Annotated in this window: 19 protein-coding genes; 12 read left to right on the top strand and 7 right to left on the bottom strand. The window is 42.1% G+C overall.

All coding sequences use genetic code 11. From position 1 onward, the window contains the following. Positions 1-61: 61 nt before the first annotated feature. Together HWQ23_RS04380 and HWQ23_RS04375 are read right to left on the bottom strand one after the other, a co-directional pair. Positions 62-991 carry a hypothetical protein gene (locus HWQ23_RS04380; RefSeq protein WP_292824085.1) on the bottom strand — a complete coding sequence of 310 codons (930 nt, stop codon included), beginning with the start codon at positions 989-991 and terminating at the stop codon, positions 62-64. 99 nt (positions 992-1,090) lie between these two features. Further along, on the bottom strand, positions 1,091-1,744 hold the full coding sequence (locus HWQ23_RS04375; protein WP_292824082.1) for a hypothetical protein: 654 nt from the start codon (positions 1,742-1,744) through the stop codon (positions 1,091-1,093). An 84-nt stretch (positions 1,745-1,828) separates the two neighbouring features. On the opposite strand from HWQ23_RS04375, the gene HWQ23_RS04370 reads away from it, so the two are divergent. Continuing rightward, positions 1,829-2,422 carry a thermonuclease family protein gene (locus HWQ23_RS04370; RefSeq protein WP_292824080.1) on the top strand — a complete coding sequence of 198 codons (594 nt, stop codon included), beginning with the start codon at positions 1,829-1,831 and terminating at the stop codon, positions 2,420-2,422. Positions 2,423-2,976: 554 nt separating this feature from the next. Then, the gene (locus HWQ23_RS04365; protein WP_292824077.1) at positions 2,977-3,474 is read left to right on the top strand and encodes a hypothetical protein; all 498 of its coding nucleotides are present in this window, start codon (positions 2,977-2,979) and stop codon (positions 3,472-3,474) included. A gap of 385 nt (positions 3,475-3,859) precedes the next feature. Here HWQ23_RS04365 and HWQ23_RS04360 read toward each other — a convergent pair whose 3' ends face one another. Next, positions 3,860-4,327: a hypothetical protein gene (locus tag HWQ23_RS04360; RefSeq protein ID WP_292824074.1), complete on the bottom strand. Its 468-nt coding sequence runs from the start codon at positions 4,325-4,327 to the stop codon at positions 3,860-3,862. Between the two features lie 141 nt (positions 4,328-4,468). Here HWQ23_RS04360 and HWQ23_RS04355 point away from each other — a divergent pair, with 141 nt between their 5' ends. From HWQ23_RS04355 to HWQ23_RS04330, 6 genes are all read left to right on the top strand, one after another. After that, positions 4,469-4,669, top strand: coding sequence for a hypothetical protein (locus tag HWQ23_RS04355; RefSeq protein ID WP_292824071.1), 201 nt, complete (start codon positions 4,469-4,471; stop codon positions 4,667-4,669). A 74-nt stretch (positions 4,670-4,743) separates the two neighbouring features. Continuing rightward, complete coding sequence (locus HWQ23_RS04350) at positions 4,744-4,896, top strand: hypothetical protein (RefSeq protein ID WP_292824068.1); 153 nt, start codon at positions 4,744-4,746, stop codon at positions 4,894-4,896. A 106-nt stretch (positions 4,897-5,002) separates the two neighbouring features. Beyond that, on the top strand, positions 5,003-5,383 hold the full coding sequence (locus tag HWQ23_RS04345) for a hypothetical protein (protein ID WP_292824065.1): 381 nt from the start codon (positions 5,003-5,005) through the stop codon (positions 5,381-5,383). Positions 5,384-5,783: 400 nt separating this feature from the next. Beyond that, complete coding sequence (locus tag HWQ23_RS04340; RefSeq protein ID WP_292824062.1) at positions 5,784-6,140, top strand: hypothetical protein; 357 nt, start codon at positions 5,784-5,786, stop codon at positions 6,138-6,140. 66 nt (positions 6,141-6,206) lie between these two features. Further along, positions 6,207-7,310 carry a hypothetical protein gene (locus HWQ23_RS04335; protein WP_292824059.1) on the top strand — a complete coding sequence of 368 codons (1,104 nt, stop codon included), beginning with the start codon at positions 6,207-6,209 and terminating at the stop codon, positions 7,308-7,310. 168 nt (positions 7,311-7,478) lie between these two features. Continuing rightward, entirely contained in the window at positions 7,479-8,171 is a 693-nt protein-coding gene (locus HWQ23_RS04330; protein ID WP_292824056.1) for an ERF family protein, read from the top strand. Between the two features lie 184 nt (positions 8,172-8,355). Here the strand turns inward: HWQ23_RS04330 and HWQ23_RS04325 are convergent, their stop codons facing one another. Further along, complete coding sequence (locus HWQ23_RS04325) at positions 8,356-8,526, bottom strand: hypothetical protein (RefSeq protein ID WP_292824053.1); 171 nt, start codon at positions 8,524-8,526, stop codon at positions 8,356-8,358. A gap of 181 nt (positions 8,527-8,707) precedes the next feature. Between HWQ23_RS04325 and HWQ23_RS04320 the strand changes: the two genes are divergently transcribed. Both HWQ23_RS04320 and HWQ23_RS04315 read left to right on the top strand, forming a co-directional pair. Next, a complete protein-coding gene (locus tag HWQ23_RS04320) occupies positions 8,708-8,890 on the top strand; it encodes a hypothetical protein (RefSeq protein WP_292824050.1) in 183 nt (60 codons plus the stop codon). Positions 8,891-8,963: 73 nt separating this feature from the next. Then, the gene (locus HWQ23_RS04315) at positions 8,964-9,284 is read left to right on the top strand and encodes a hypothetical protein (RefSeq protein WP_292824047.1); all 321 of its coding nucleotides are present in this window, start codon (positions 8,964-8,966) and stop codon (positions 9,282-9,284) included. 40 nt (positions 9,285-9,324) lie between these two features. Here HWQ23_RS04315 and HWQ23_RS04310 read toward each other — a convergent pair whose 3' ends face one another. Further along, entirely contained in the window at positions 9,325-9,807 is a 483-nt protein-coding gene (locus HWQ23_RS04310; protein ID WP_292824044.1) for a hypothetical protein, read from the bottom strand. A 353-nt stretch (positions 9,808-10,160) separates the two neighbouring features. Beyond that, on the bottom strand, positions 10,161-10,304 hold the full coding sequence (locus HWQ23_RS33370; RefSeq protein ID WP_365740534.1) for a hypothetical protein: 144 nt from the start codon (positions 10,302-10,304) through the stop codon (positions 10,161-10,163). Between the two features lie 1,155 nt (positions 10,305-11,459). Between HWQ23_RS33370 and HWQ23_RS33365 the strand changes: the two genes are divergently transcribed. After that, positions 11,460-12,341 (top strand): hypothetical protein, encoded by an 882-nt coding sequence (locus HWQ23_RS33365; protein ID WP_365740532.1) that lies wholly within the window; start codon positions 11,460-11,462, stop codon positions 12,339-12,341. Further along, a complete protein-coding gene (locus HWQ23_RS33360) occupies positions 12,224-13,768 on the top strand; it encodes a 3'-5' exonuclease (protein ID WP_365740541.1) in 1,545 nt (514 codons plus the stop codon). Before HWQ23_RS33365 ends, HWQ23_RS33360 begins: the two co-directional genes overlap by 118 nt. A gap of 130 nt (positions 13,769-13,898) precedes the next feature. Here HWQ23_RS33360 and HWQ23_RS04300 read toward each other — a convergent pair whose 3' ends face one another. Beyond that, on the bottom strand, positions 13,899-14,744 hold the full coding sequence (locus HWQ23_RS04300; RefSeq protein ID WP_292824038.1) for a 3'-5' exonuclease: 846 nt from the start codon (positions 14,742-14,744) through the stop codon (positions 13,899-13,901). Between the last annotated feature and the right edge of the window lie 697 nt (positions 14,745-15,441).

Raw genomic sequence — 15,441 nt, 5'->3', positions numbered from 1 at the left:
TAGCTCGTAATCATAGTAGCTCACCTGCTTAAGAATTATTTTATAAACACCCTCTAAGAATTTAATTACAATTTGGAACACCAGGACTCTGCTGCAAAGTACTCCAAACGATTGGAAATGTTAACCCCTGACGAGATATTAAAAAAGCTGAGGGAGTACCTATTTGGGTGCGTAGGCGTAGCCAGTCGGAGACATCGCTCACTAAACAAGCTTTAATTCCCACAGTGTAAGTTTTAACCTGAGAGGGATTAGCGGCATTGATAACCGTATAAGTTCCTGGAGGGATGCCAGAAACTATTAGATAATTTCCATTCTTCACCGCTACAGGTTGAGCAGTTTGTGAAGTGACTGTGGTAGTTGTAGTTGTAGTAGTAGGTGGGGTAGCAGTTTGAGTAATAGCATTAGCGATCGCATCTCTGGGATTAAACCCCAGAGGAAAATATAAGACACTTTTCAAGCACAATAAAGGATCTTTGATTGGGAGAGCAGAAAATGCAAAATCTGCCCTTCCTGCTGTAACAGTAGGCAAATTAAGGATTGATGCTGAAAAGTTACGAATTTGTACAAACCCGCAGGCATTAACAGTTAGCTGCTTCGTTACTTTATGACTTGGGTAAGCTATTGTGTACGCTGCATTCGGAATTTTACCAGTGATAGCGATCGCACCTGTGGGAGTCTCAAAAATTTGAGGATATCCCACTAACTCTGCACAAGTTTTAGGCAACTCACGAATATTAAAGTTAGAAGTCGGTGTAACAGTTTGATTCTCTAGAGTAAAAGTCTCATCAGACCTAACTATAATTAACCCGCATGAATTAGCCTGAATAGCTCTTTCTAGCGGCTTTTGAATCTCAATCTCTACAGCCTGATTTGGTGATAATGCGTACAAAAATAGTGAGCTATTTTTATCTTTAAAGGCTGTAGCCTGCTGTGCAGTTGCGGGTAGTTGCAAAGAAATGAGTACAGTTAATGCAGTTAGAACTCTATTCATAGGTTTAGGCGTAGGCGTAGCCCGTCGTAGACATCGCCAATTCTTAGAGGATAAAAAGCGAAGCTCCCAAGGGGAGCCGCTGCGCTAACGCTATAATCATTACCAAGATGCGGGAACGTAGCCAAAAGGAGTGCCGTCAATCGTTCGGCAATATGGAGCAGTTGTAGCATCAGGTAGGGTTGCCACAGTGTAATTTGTCGCGCCGACCATAAAAGTTGCAGGTAAAGGACTAGTAGAAGTGCCTTTTAAGATTCCGAATCCACAAGCGTTAGCAGTTACATTCCGAGTCGTCGCCGATGGAAGGCTAACCGCAACGGCTGAACCTGCTGTTTTACCAACTATTACCACTTGACCAGTTGCAGTTTTGAAATTAGTGGTTCTAGCTTCAGCAAAAGCTCCACTTACACAGCTAGGCAGGGTTTGAACTGAAAGAGTCGCGGCGTTAACAGCAACACCATCTACCTTCAAGCCTGTAAAACTTCCTGTTGAGGGAACAGAAATTCTCAATTCGCCGCAACTACCAGCAAGTCTGGCTGTTGATTTATCTTCACTTCCTAAGCTAACTGCAATTCGACTGCCAGCTGTAGCTGAAAACACAACTACTGTGCTACCTGCATCTGTTGCCTTATACACAGTCGCGCTATTGTAAGGAATCGCAGAGGCTGATCCAATATTAGATGCGATGACTGTCGTCAAAGCTGACGCTAACGCACCCACACCAACCACTAAAGCCAAAATACCTTTAATCTTCATAGGAACGCCACACCATTGACAAATAATTGTGCTGCACTCATCTTAGAGTAATAATTATTACTTTGTTAAGTGTTGAATCTAAGTATGAAAATTCGTCAGCTTCATGTAGGAAAAGTTTATATTTCGATTTTGCTATGTGCGATCGCTGTATCAGGATGTAGCAAATTACACGAGTCAAACAATTTAGGTGGAAATTCATTACTTCCACCTATGGCAGATTCTGAAGAGTGGGATGTAGTTCGCGTGTCAGATGGGGACACAATCGTAGTGAGGCAGACTGACGGGCAAGAGAAAAAGTTAAGGCTCTGTGGGGTCGATGCGAACGAAATTAAGCATGGAAAACAGCCAGGACAACCACTGGGCTTAGAATCAAAGGCGAATTTACAACGATTAGTAGATGAGGTTAACGGAAAGGTTTTAGTTACACCAGTTGAGAGCGATCGCTATGGTCGAACTGTAGCTGAGGTTTTTTCCTCTAAGAATGGGATTGAGAAAAACTTTAATTCTGAACAGGTGTTAGTCGGACTAGCGATCGTCTATCCTCAATATGTAAAAAAATGTCCCAATGGTGATGTTTTTGTAAGAGCGGAAGCGATCGCACAGTCTAACCATGCAGGATTCTGGGGTGGGAATTATCAAAAGCCTTGGGATTATCGTAAGCAGCAGCGCAATAGATAAAAGAAATTAATTAATATTGTTCCAGTCATTGCGCTACGTTCCGGCACTGTCCGCTCTGGGTGGCCTAGTTTTCTCTAAACGCTTTGGGCTTTTGTCGCTCCCAGTACCTCCACTTCGCTACATTCCTTCCACTTTCTGCTCACTGCGTTTCGGTGTTGGTCGCTTATTTCTTAAAGCATCGGAAAGATTGCTGTTGCTTCGCAGTTTTATTTCCCTTCCGTGGGGTACCACCGAAGGAGTCTTTTTTTAGAACCAAAGAGTTATTTTACCATGCCCGAAGACGTGCATGGTATAACTCTTTTTGGGGTTCTAAAAAAAGAATAGCAAATTATTTTTTTACTAAGAGATAAAAAAATAAATTGCAGGAGGAAGAAAGAAGAGAGAAAAAGGAGAGGTAAGGGTATCTCTGCAATCAATAAAATCCTCAAAATAACAAGATTTCGCATTCCTTCTTGACTGCTCACTTCGTTCGCACCCGGAAAAAAAGTATTATTATAGTATGTATACATCTTATAATATTGATAATTAGATTTTTTAGCAAGGGGAAAATTATCATGTTGAATCGAATTGGTTTTGTTGATAAAAATAAAGTTTGGGATTTTGTTAAAGCTCATGAATATTTATTAGAACCCGAAAGATGGAATAAAAAAGCAAATGTTAGCGGTAGAAAGTGTTTATGGTTTGGTTTAGGTGTTGAGTTAGGTTTAAAAAGCTCAGTTTTTGAGGGGATTAAAATTGATAGCAGATTGAGAAAAAAATGTGATCAGTTGTGGAGCGGAAGTGATTGGAATAGCATTTTGTTATATAAATATCAAGCAGGTTGTGAGCTTAAAAATCATGTAGATCGGGATATTTTTGATAGCAAAGTTATTGTAGTTAATATCAGTGAGGATAGTTTGTTGGGTGGAAATGTTAAGTTTTTTTATGATGGAAATATCGAAATCCTCAGCAATGGGGAAGTTATAGAATTTAATAGCAAAATATCTCACGGGATAAAAAAGCTTAAATCTGAGCGCTGGAGTTTGAGCTTAAGAAAGATCATTACTGCGTAATCTTCACTGCTCGTGGGTCTTGCGCTTCGCACCGCGACCCACTTCGCCCGATCGCTCCGCGAAAATAAAAACAAACCCCAGTTTTTAAAAACTATGCTTTCAGATATTTTCGATCGCTACACCTGCTTTGGTTTCTCTGGCTCCCGCAAGTGGGGTCAATCTCCCGCGCCATTGTCTTCAGCTGCTGCGGCCGTCCCTGCTGGCTCCCGCGTATTAGTTGGGTGCGCTGCTGGTGTCGATGCGTTCTTCCGGCTGGCGTTCCCTGCTGCCGAGGTTTTCAGTGTTGCGTCGGGTCGTTGGGGCGTTGGCCGTGGTGCTTTTGCAGCTCGGTCTGTAGCCTGTGTTCGTGACGTGGGTGCAGGTTGTGGCCTCTGGGTTTCCTTTCCTAGTTCAGCTTGTCCGGCTGGTCTATTGCCTGCTCAGTCTCAGTCACGGTGTTTTTCTGGCTCCGGCTCCGGGTCGTGGGCGAGTTTGGCTTTTGCCCTTGGGTCTGGGTTGCCTTGCGTCGTGTTTTTGGGTTCTCTCCCTGTTCCCCTGGCGTGGGGTTTGTCTCCGGTTCCTGGGCTTCCTGGGTGGTTTGGTTGTCCGCAGGTTCTCGCCCCGTCTCAGTCTCCAGTTCAGTTGCCACTATTTTAGTTTGCAGGGTGGCCAGTTCCCGCTCCAGCTTCTCCGCGATCGCCTCTCGCACAAATTGCAACCGACGATCGCCCAATCCTCTAAGAAATTCATCCATTGAAGCTGTAATCCGAATATTCAAAAGTCGCTCCAAGGGTTCGGTTCCAGCCGCATCAATTTTAATAGTCTTCCCAAATTCTGGGTTTCCGCCAGGCCGGCCACTAGCCAAACTACCCATGTTTTTAATCCAAATCTGCTTTTAGATTCTAGCAGGTATACAAACTACAATCTTAAAGATTCTATGAAGAATCTCCTTATTATAGAATGTATACATACTATAATGCTATAATAAGGATGTACCCGACCAAGGACACCAACCATGACACCTGATAAAACTTGCACAGCATCAATATTTATTCCTGATCTCAATGACTACGTGGAGATCGTCGGTGGCAAGTGCGAACAAATCGATGGTAAACAATATCTACGAATTATTTGTGCAGATTCCGAAGGTAAAGAGGTACTTCTAAATCCCTCAGATTTAGAGGTTTATTTCAAGCGGTTTATTGTTCCATTCTAAATATCAATTGCGATCGCTCAACTAAAGCGATCGCTCTCTCTTCATCAAGAAAAAAAAATCACAACCATAGGGCAATGACAATAAAATTTAAAGCTGATCTAACCGACACAGAAGGCAGAGTAAGGATAATCGAAATTGAACTCAGCAAAAGAATAACTAATTGCGAGTTTCGGCAGATTATCGAAAAAGAACTACCAGGGTGGAAGTTACTTAGTACCTGGAATTAGTTTAACGCGCGTAGGTTTTAATTCATAAGCGATCGCACTCTACAGCGATCGCCCCTCAAGCGATCGCACCTCTTCATCAAGAAAAGAAAAACTAAGGTATCCGACCATGACAGAAGCAGAAAAAAGACTAAATGTTTACTTCCAAAATATAGGAGGCGTACAAGCGGGAGACGCGATCAGACTAACTCAACCCTGGAATACTTTAGAGGCAGGAAAAATTGGCATTATTGGCGGAATGCGGCACAGAAAATTAATTTCTGGCAGCATAATCTTTAAATACTCTGCCTTCAGAGACGACAAAGTTGTAAGTTGTTCTGGCGGCCCAGGCACAATTACAACTGATACAAAGTTATTAATTCCAACTGGCGAAAAGATTCTAGTTTGGTTTTGGAGATGGAAGGATGGATACCCAAGAGCAAGTAATGGTGAGGATTACGGGGTAATGGTTAACGTCTGGGAGTGGGATGGTAAATCAGAAGAAGACTAAATATTACGGCTAATAATTAAGCGATCACTTCGTGGGGCTGCGCCTACGCACCCCACAGCGTAGTTTACCACCGTAGGCATCGCTCCTCCTCATCAAGAAGAATTTAAAAAGGTATCCGACCACAATGAGCAAATTTATCGTAGGAAATTTTTACGAATGCAGATCGATATGCGATCACAACTGCATATTTAAGTATCAAGTTATTTCCAGAACAAAATCATTTGTAACGATAGCCGACGAAGAACAGGTAAAGAGAAAAATTTATCTGACAAAGGAAGGACATGAATATTGTTACCCACAAGGCACTTACTCAATGTGTCCTATTCTTCACTCGTAAACGTATCACCGAGCGCGATCGCTCTCCCTTCATCAAGAAAAGAAAATCACAAAGTATCCGACCATGAATAATGCAGAAAAAGGGATTCAGATTTTACAACTAACAAATGATGGTGATGATTTATCACCAAATCAATTAAGTTTGCTCGAATTGGCAGCGAATAATCATTTATCAGAATTGGGACAACAAGCTTTTAATGATTTGTACCAAAATATTCTGGTAGGTGATTATCAAGAATATTTCCACAGTATTGAGCATCTAACTGTAGATCATGAAGGATACATTTACTGGAAGGGTAAAGTAATAGAGCATTATTCTTTTCAGGATTACGAAGAAGAAAAAAAAGCAGCAGAACAAATTGCCGCAAAATGTAGATATTTAGAATCTATCAATGTAGAAGTTTCTTGGAGTACCGTCTAGCTTGCTTTTGTACTGATCACATTTCAGGCGATCGCACCCCACAGCGATCGCTTCATCAAGAAGAAAATGCACTCGACCCACTGCGCCTTAGCTGTAATCAGGGAAAAATACTTCTCCCTATTACCGGATAGTGCGATCGCACCTTTAGAAACTGCTATCCAACTGTCAGAAAAATATCATAAAACTTGGTGGTCAATTTGGTGGAATTCTTCAAATGTTCGTACCAAAAACCGCATCAAGGAAGAATGCAACCATCTGGCTTTTGACTGCTACACCGCCATGATGGAATGCGCGATCGCAATCAATACCCACGCCGCCACTCAATCGGCACTCAACATCAAACCTCATTCGCTCTGGGCAGGAATGATTTCAACGCTGCACTCAGCATTTCGTTGGATAGAAGAAGAAAACCATTTAGAAATTAACTACCGCCAACTACAACTAAATCTGCAACCAACCACCATGAACAAACCATTTTCAGCGATCGCACACACCCGCGCTAACTATAATTACTCTATTTTTCACCAATCTTTGCTGCATGAAAATAACGGTGAAGACTATGCACTTCGTCACATCTACAGCTTAGAAAATACAAAAGTATTGCTTACAAAATGGGGATGGTCAGCAGAGCAGGTAAAAACCGGGATTGACCACACGACCATTGATGTTTATAAAAACGTTGTTTATCTCCACATCTGCAACAAAGTTACTAAACGTGGACAACTGATTAAAATTCGCGGTATCTCTCGGTTTATCTCAAAAATTGACTATGTAGAAGTTTTGATTAATCGCTGTTGGACAAAATCTGACCCTTACAAGTTGGAACCCGGCAGTGATTGGGATGAACTTATTGCTAGAGGTAACACAGGTGATTTTTATGAAGTGAAGCTCTACCAGCATGAGATCACCTGCACTTGTCACGCCTACAGTGGTATTGAGAAGGCGTTTGAGCAAGACCCAGTTGCAACCAAGCACTTAATGCTTAACTCGAAAACTCACGGACAAATCCCAGATAAGCACATATTCGCGGTATGGAAATATTTAGGCGCAGAAAGCCTACAACAGTATGAGTACTGCTGGATGGAGCGCAAGGAGGCTGCTATGAGAGAGCAAGATAAATGCTCATGGCAATACGAGCCTGAGCCTGAGCCAGAATTAGCAGATTACTAGATTTTCTGGCTGCCAGCCCACAGCCACTGAGAGAGGGCATTTAAGGAAAAGCACAGGTATCCGACCAAAGAAACTTATACCATCCTAAAAACTCATGCACGTTCTCGACTTTTATCTTAGCACCACATTTTATAACCACTCATTCTAAGCAGAATTTATTTATCAGCTATGACACCTACACCACAACTTAACGCAGCCCTCGCCAAAGCTAAGGCAGAAATCCCAGCTATCTTGGCTAACAGAAATGTGAAAATTCCTACCAAATCAGGCAGAGAAATCAGTTTTACCTACGCTGAACTAGAAGAGATACAGCCCAAAATTACGCCTACACTTTCAGCCTGGGGACTAGCGATCGCTCATCAAATGATATTCTTAGAGGAAAAATATTGCTTGCTTTCTAGCCTGAGACACGAAAGCGGTGAACAGATAGATTCTATTTTTCCCCTATCAAATAACTTCAGCGACCCAAAGGAGATTGGGACGCAGATAAGCTATGGACGCAGATATAATATCCTCTGTCTTTTGGATATAACCATAGTTGAGCCTGACAGTCAGGACTGGCAGGAAACTAAACGCAAAATTGCAAGAGAAATTAAGCAAGAGGCTGGTTTAACTCAAAAACCTAGCAATGGTAAGGAAAGCTCGATACTGCACGATATGAGTGGAGTATCAGGCGTAACGACGATAACTGAACCTCAAGCTAAGAGATTATGGGCGATCGCAAAGAATGAATTAAAACTGTCTGAATCAGATGTAAGGTCAGTGCTGGCAGGTTTTAGCCTGGAGAGAACCGCCGACATTCCTACGCAAAAATACGATGTAGTAATTCAAGCAATGCGAGATTATGGGGCAAAATTCTAAGTTTTGATTCTTTCTTTTCGGTTTTTCTTCCGGCCAAAAATGTAACTAGGCTTGTAACCAGGCCAGCACGAGTAACCGCCGCGTTGCCGCAGCAGTTTCTTTTCTTTGCTGTGTCTGGTTGCAAGGGCTGGCTCAGGGAAAGTTGCGTTTTTGGCTGGTTCCTTTTCATCAGGAGCGATGATCGCTATTCTGGCTTGACTAATTCATAAAGAAGCGATCGCACCTTCTCTTGCCAATCGGGAATAGCTTGAATTTTTGCTAGTACAGATGCTTCAATTCTTAAGCTCAACTTTGCATCTCGTGGCTCTGGTCTATCTGTAGCGAATTTTCCCTGCTTGTTTCGCGGTTGTTGCATACTTGTCTCAAATAGTTTCTCTATCCTATGCTGAAACCGTGTCCCCGTGGTATAAAAGTTTTTGATGATAACCAGCAAAACTCAGGAAATTTTTTATGAAAACTCCGTTCATAACCGTGTCCCCACGGAGTATAATTAAAGCATGAGGGAAAAAGTTCACCCCCTCAAATAAGGAGGTTAATTGACAGATCCATCTCATAAGGCTAACGGAAAAGACGAGGCAGAAATGCCTGCTATCCGGCTCTTTCAACACGAAGACAATAAATGGGTTGAAACTAATCCAGTAACCGGAGAGAAAGAGATTGTTGATAAAGAGGACATCCTAGATGACCTGGATATCAAGAAAGAAAACGAAGATAGCTAATCCGTAGCCTTAGCCCCCAACTAGCCCTTGGGGGCTTTCCTAGTTAAATTTTAGCTCATAGTGAAACACAGTTATGTCAATAATTCACCCTATTAGATACCGAGTCATTGATCGTAAAATCACACCTGAAAGGTCTTACTGGCATTTTATTAGAAGTAAAGGTTTTTATAACCCATTAAATCTGCCGAACGAAAGCGATATTGAATTTATGTTCGGCACAACAAAGGAGGAGGTCGCTCTAGAATTATTTCGGATCAACGGTGGAAAGCCGGGATACTACTTAGCCGATCTCCGCAACAAAGAATATTATTACTGTGGAACCGATCCAGAGGATATTAAAGCACAACTGCGATCGCTCGGTATTGGGCGCGAAGATCCAATGGAGAGTCAATAATTAAATCCCCAAAGAAAGAGGGCCGAAGCCCCCCAACAAACTAGCCAGCGAGAACTAGCCGACCACCCCGCGCCAACCGACGCCGCCCCAACCAAACCCGCACAACCACCACAGGAGAGAGACAAGGAACCGACACCCGCCAACGCCGACCCGTGAAGCGAACGACACAGAACGAACCAGAGCCAAAGAACCGAGAAGCAGCCACCCCAGCAAAACGCACCGCCGCCGCCTCAGACGCGAACGAGCAAACGCACACCCAACTAGAAAACGCGCGTGAAGAAGGCCGCACCACTGCAAGCCCAAGACCAGGGAACAAACGCGCCAACTCAACAACCTGGGCTGCCAACGGAGCGGGACAACCAACGAACGACCGACGAGCAACTAGAGTGGACATGGCAAACCTCAACGCGAAACGACAAACCGAGAACCCCCCGGCTATTTCTTTCTTGCGTAGCGTGTCAAGGGTGGCGATGGGGTCTGGGGTTTCCCCAGATATAAACTGCGAAGCAACAATATTCGCCACTTGCGAAGCCCTTGATACGCGTAGCCATCCTAAAGCAGCCGGGGTAGCCCTGCGGCAATGAGCGTTCCCCTTGGGGCGGAGGGGGATATCGACCGCAGGGAGTCAAGAAACAAACTGCGTAGCAACAACTTCTTATTTCGCGTAGGCGATTATGTTAGCGATAGCGTAGCGTTAGCGAGTCTTCTCCCAAGGGGAGACGCCAAAGGCGAACGAGCGTCTGCCAACGTATGTAAACTACGCTCTCCAAAAAAATATATTTTAATGAATTTGTATGCTGTGTACACAGCATACATGATATTATTTCATGATAGTATCCGACCATCGCAAAGCGTGTCGCAGACAAGAACTTATGCCTAATTACAATCCAAAAACAGAACATTTACCAAAGCAGAAAACAGCGTGGCAACATCTGCCAACCAAAGCGGTAAGAGTGCCTGAGATATTCTTAGAGGAAATAGAGAAGTTCGCGCGATCGCTGGATGGACAATGTAGCCCATTCGAGGCAATCATCTCTGCATTAGATAAACTCAGTTCAGATGAACTAGAACAAATCAAATTAGCTATAGAATCCTTGTCTAGTAATGATATTAAGGAGAAAATCGTACAAACTACACTACCTCAAGCATCTTTACCAATTCCCGAACTATCAAATCATCAAATTGCAGATTATAAAGCAAAATTTGGCTTTGTTCCCTCCAGATTTCAATTAGGAATAATTGATTGGGTTATCAACCAAAAAGGTAACGGTTGCTGTAATGCTGTCGCTGGTTCTGGAAAAAGCAGCACATTAAGAATAGTTGCAAGAACGTTGTGTGAACTGGGATTAAGACCCAATGAAATCAAGATTTGTGTTTTTGGTAAGGATAACTCTGTAGATTTAATCAAAAAGTTTGGCCCTGTCTGGAAGACTTCAATCAGTACACTCCACAGTGCAGCTTTTACATTAGTTAAACAAGAACTTCGTGTAAAAAGAAGTGAAGATATTGATATCTCCAAATATAAATATGAACGTATTGCACAGAGCTTAGATTTAATTCCTAAACGTGGTAGAAAAATAGGCAGACTTCGGCAAGAGAGCATTATCGATGATGATGGCGATTTCCTAAAACTGATTGACTTAGTAAGGCTTAACAATGAGGAACCAACAGCAGAAGTTGTAGAGGCGATCGCACGCCATCATGAAATTAATGTCCATAAACCTCAGTTAGTAGCTCAGTGGATTGCTTATTGCCTCAAAATTGGTGAGGAAATGGCAATTTCCCAAAGGAAGTTAGATTTCACTGATCAAATTTGGCTAGCTGTTAAATGGAGGTTACATCAGCAGCCGTGGTTTAAGCCTTACAAATTTGTGTTAATTGATGAATGCTTACCAGGCAACTCACTAGTTACACTTGCTGATGGCTCTCAGATGTCTATACAGTCTATTGTCGAGGGTCGTTTACCTGTATCAGTCTTGAGTTACAATGAACAAATGCAAACAATTGAAGCCAAGCCTGTTACAGGTTGGAGAAAGGTTCTTCGGCGTGATCGTCAAGTTCTCCAAATCGGTGATTTAAGGGCAACAGAGGATCACCCTGTCTTTACTCGTGAGCAAGGTTATATTCCAATGGCAAAGGCTGTTATGAGCCAAGTTCACGTAATGGTGATTGACCATGAAAAATTACGATTTGAGTATCAAATTAACTCTGAGGGAGCAATCAATTATCGTAGGGTCGCTACTTGGAGATGCTTCTATTCAACGAGGCAGTTGGAAAGGGAAGCAATGCAATGCCAGAGTAAAATTCACTCATGGAAAAACGCAACTGCCTTACTTGAAGTGGAAGGAAAAAGAATTACAACGTTGGATTGGAACATCTGTAACAGAGAAACCAGTTTCAACCGAGTATGGAGGTTTAATTCACCAAGTTTCCACACTAACTCATCCAGTATTTACGGAGATTTGGCATTTAATCAAACCAGAGGGCAAGAAGAAACGCATTACTCAAGAACTTTTGCCACTACTAGACGATTTAGCGATCGCAGTTTGGTTTATGGACGATGGGAGTATGGGACAAGTGAGTTCGACAATTGCAGCTTACTCGTTTCCACAAGAAGACCTAGAACAAGCTTGCAACTTGTTAACTCAAAAGGGAATTACCAGCAAAGTTTTGCAAACGTGCAAAGGGCGAATAATTTCAATCAATGCAGAGGGTACTCGTATTTTGAGGGAAGTTGTAAAGCCTTTCATCCACCCCTGTTTATCGTACAAATTGGGAACAATAGTTCCCAAAAATTGTGTAATTTGTCAGGACAATTTTCAAATCTACAAAGGATCGCAAATGCGGCAGACTTGCAGCCCAAAATGCGAGGGAATTTTAAGGGGAAGAATGACGAGCCAAACCGCTCTACTTTCCAGGCTCATTGTAACTTGTCCAATTTGTGGAGTAGTACACAGTCCCAAGAAAGCAGGCCGTCAAACGAAGAAAACTTGCGGGAAAAAGAATTGTGTTCAGAAAGTGCGAATTATGTCACGGAAAAATGGGTCTACTGTTTAGACGTAGAACATAATCACAATTTCTTTGCTAATAGTACATTAGTTCATAATTGCCAAGATTTAAACCCTCTGCAATTGTCTCTTACTTTAATGCTTGCAGGACTTACTGGCCGGATTTTAGCAGTAGGCGACCCGCGTCAGGCGATAATGGGCTTTGCGGGTGCAGACAATCAAAGCTACAACAACATTGTCAGGTTAACTGGAGCAACAGAACTACCTTTATCAATTTGCTATCGCTGTCCGCTCCAGCATATTGCCCTAGTTAAAAGCATATTTCCCTACATTCCGATTGAAGCAGCGCCAGATGCCATCGAAGGAATTATTCATAAAATAGAAAGTAAGGATATTGAGAAGTTAGTTAAACACGGCGATATTATCATCTGCCGTAAAACTGCACCACTCGTTAGTTTATGTATTCGTCTCATTAGTCAGGGAGTTAAAGCAACAGTCAAGGGGCGAGATGTTGGTGATTTCCTTAAAAAGGAACTTGACCAAATAGCCAAGCTCCCAGGATATAGTTTTAAATTCTTCAATGATGCTGTTGACCAATACAGACAAATTAAATTGCAGCAGTATTTAAATCTAGATAATGAAGATGAATTAAAACAAAGGTTAGCAGATAGGTTAGAGGCGATCGCAACCATCTATCAATCTCAAACACAGGCGACAAGTATTGAAAGCCTGAAATATTATATTGATGAATTGTTCAGTGATGATAACTCTCCTGTCACCTTATCTACTATTCATAAATTCAAGGGAGGTGAGGGAGAAAGGATTTTTGTTCACAAAGCTGGAGATATGCCTATGGTTTGGAGAAATCAGCGAGATTGGCAGTTAGAGCAAGAGCAGAACTTGCTTTATGTAGCACTTACTCGTAGTAAATCAGAACTGTTTATTGTGGGTGAATGTGATTGGTACAAACCACCTTCCGGGTTCGCCAGTGACGCTCCTAACGTCGCTAACGCTGCGCTAACGCAATCGACGCAATGCGCCTTTCCTTCTCTACGAGAGGCTGCGCCAACGGAACGCTACGCGAACGCGCAGCGTCTCGTAGAGAGGACTGCGACTGACTCATTGACTACAGATAAACAAATTTCCACCAGTACTGCTACACAACCTGAAAATGATGATTACTTTTCGTTATGTAGGAAGGCGCGAGAAGAACTTGATAAAGAGTTAACCCCAATCTTTAAAAATGCCAATTCCAGAGCTAAGTTTATTAAAACTGTGATTGATGATGATATTGATTTAAGAATACTTGAAAGCTCAGGCAAAATTAAGTACACTTCTTCTGAGAATAAGAAAGCTGTGTACACTGCAATAGAGAATTATTGGGAAAAATATTTTGATGCTGAAGATGAAGATGAAAATGAAAAACATGATGATTCCTCATCACTTTGGCCCAGTTTTGATGATGTAGATTTTTAAATGATTATATTGCTTAGGCGTAGCCCCACGCAGCGTTGCTTGCCGCCGTAGGCATCGCTATCATTTTTAGATAAGGCGATAGCGTAGCGGTAGCGAGTCCGCGAGCGTCTGCCTACGGCGTTAAACTACGCTACTTATCCTCTAAGAAATCAGGAACTCTAAAAACCGGATCGTCATCTGCTATTTTTTTCAGTAATCTTAATGCTTGTAGGCAATCTCCCAATGCCCTATGCCCTCCACCTAAAGGCTGCCATTTATAATCACGCCAATAGCTGCTGTATTCTCCATACCATTGAGCATACCATTCCATCAAACACACAGTTCTATCCTTGAAACCAAGTAAGGGTAATTGATGTAATTGACAGCAATAATTTAAAACTCCTCTATCAAAATCATCGTTATAAATAGCGATTTGCTTACCAGCTAATAGACTTTTGAGTTGTGGGTAGATTTCGGAAAATGCTGGCGCAGAACTTACCATTTCATTACTTATGCCATGTACATCTGTTGCCTCTGGAGAGATGGGAATTGTGGGACGGACTAAAGTATTAAGTAATGTCTCACCTTGGGAATTGATGACAGCAATTTCTATTACTTCTGCATCACTGTCTAAACCAGTGGTTTCTGTATCGAGAATTACCCAATCTTTTTTTATAAATTCCTGCACCCATTGAACAACTTCCGCTCTGTCTTTCTCAATAAATCCACTGTTTTCGTACCATTTACGATATTTAGCTTTACGAATTTGAGATTGTCGGCCAATATCCAAATTTTCTAATTGCTTTTGACTGCATTTCCTTTTAGGTTTAGCAGATGCAGAGCTATCAGGATCGTACAAATATAAATTGTACTTAGGGGTTTTTATTACACCAACTGGCTCAAGTGGAGATAGCCCCAACGCTGAAAGTTGCTTTTTAGTTTTTAGATTAGGGGGTGGCTCGTTTTTACCAAATCCCCAGTAATTGTATTCTTGCACATGAAGTTAGTAGACGCATCTATTCAATATGATTATCTAACTATTCTTCTCATGATTATTCCGCAAAATTAACCACAATAACTATATTATTGTTTGCGATCGCCCCTCAATACAAGCGATGCCTACGGCGGGCTATTCGGCGTCGCTCTCCATCCTCTAAGAATCCCACAGCTAATTTTTTTTACTTTGATTCTCGTTCTGTTTTCCGAAAATCCACCAATGCTTTAAAACCAAGCATCTACCTAAGCAAAAAACAGATTGGCAACATTTACCAACTAAACCTGTCAGAGTGCCTGAAATATTCTTAGAGGAAATTGAAAGGTATGCGCGATCGCTCGATAAGGGTTTAAGCCCTAGCCCTGATTCTTCTAGTACTACTAATGATTTAGGATCGGTGCTTAGTGCGGTTAAAAGCTGGAAACTAGGGATCAGGGTATTAACTCAGCTAAAGATTTAGCTAAAGAGTTATTAGCTATCCTGTAAGAATTAACCCCCTCCCTCTGTCTTATCTTCTAAGGAGTCTTGGGAGGAAATTTTTTTAGCGATCGCATCCAATATCGTTGATATCTGGTCAAGGCTATTTAAATTAACTTGGTAGACATTCGTAGCATGAACTTGATTAGAGCCTATTACGACTTGTAACTGGAGTTTAGACTAACGCATGAAAAAATGACTCAAAGGTACTGAGTTAATGAAC

This window comes from Nostoc sp. JL33, from assembly GCF_017114985.1.
Taxonomy (GTDB): Bacteria; Cyanobacteriota; Cyanobacteriia; order Cyanobacteriales; family Nostocaceae; genus Nostoc.
This window is presented reverse-complemented; position numbering and strand designations above follow the sequence as displayed.

What these genes read in the sequence shown, in the direction of transcription:
- HWQ23_RS04380 (WP_292824085.1), bottom strand. Translation starts at nt 991, where the DNA reads ATGAATAGAGTTCTAACTGCATTAACTGTACTCATTTCTTTGCAACTA.
- HWQ23_RS04375 (WP_292824082.1), bottom strand. Translation starts at nt 1,744, where the DNA reads ATGAAGATTAAAGGTATTTTGGCTTTAGTGGTTGGTGTGGGTGCGTTA.
- HWQ23_RS04370 (WP_292824080.1), top strand. Translation starts at nt 1,829, where the DNA reads ATGAAAATTCGTCAGCTTCATGTAGGAAAAGTTTATATTTCGATTTTG.
- HWQ23_RS04365 (WP_292824077.1), top strand. Translation starts at nt 2,977, where the DNA reads ATGTTGAATCGAATTGGTTTTGTTGATAAAAATAAAGTTTGGGATTTT.
- HWQ23_RS04360 (WP_292824074.1), bottom strand. Translation starts at nt 4,327, where the DNA reads ATGGGTAGTTTGGCTAGTGGCCGGCCTGGCGGAAACCCAGAATTTGGG.
- HWQ23_RS04355 (WP_292824071.1), top strand. Translation starts at nt 4,469, where the DNA reads ATGACACCTGATAAAACTTGCACAGCATCAATATTTATTCCTGATCTC.
- HWQ23_RS04350 (WP_292824068.1), top strand. Translation starts at nt 4,744, where the DNA reads ATGACAATAAAATTTAAAGCTGATCTAACCGACACAGAAGGCAGAGTA.
- HWQ23_RS04345 (WP_292824065.1), top strand. Translation starts at nt 5,003, where the DNA reads ATGACAGAAGCAGAAAAAAGACTAAATGTTTACTTCCAAAATATAGGA.
- HWQ23_RS04340 (WP_292824062.1), top strand. Translation starts at nt 5,784, where the DNA reads ATGAATAATGCAGAAAAAGGGATTCAGATTTTACAACTAACAAATGAT.
- HWQ23_RS04335 (WP_292824059.1), top strand. Translation starts at nt 6,207, where the DNA reads ATGCACTCGACCCACTGCGCCTTAGCTGTAATCAGGGAAAAATACTTC.
- HWQ23_RS04330 (WP_292824056.1), top strand. Translation starts at nt 7,479, where the DNA reads ATGACACCTACACCACAACTTAACGCAGCCCTCGCCAAAGCTAAGGCA.
- HWQ23_RS04325 (WP_292824053.1), bottom strand. Translation starts at nt 8,526, where the DNA reads ATGCAACAACCGCGAAACAAGCAGGGAAAATTCGCTACAGATAGACCA.
- HWQ23_RS04315 (WP_292824047.1), top strand. Translation starts at nt 8,964, where the DNA reads ATGTCAATAATTCACCCTATTAGATACCGAGTCATTGATCGTAAAATC.
- HWQ23_RS33370 (WP_365740534.1), bottom strand. Translation starts at nt 10,304, where the DNA reads ATGGGCTACATTGTCCATCCAGCGATCGCGCGAACTTCTCTATTTCCT.
- HWQ23_RS33365 (WP_365740532.1), top strand. Translation starts at nt 11,460, where the DNA reads ATGAAAAATTACGATTTGAGTATCAAATTAACTCTGAGGGAGCAATCA.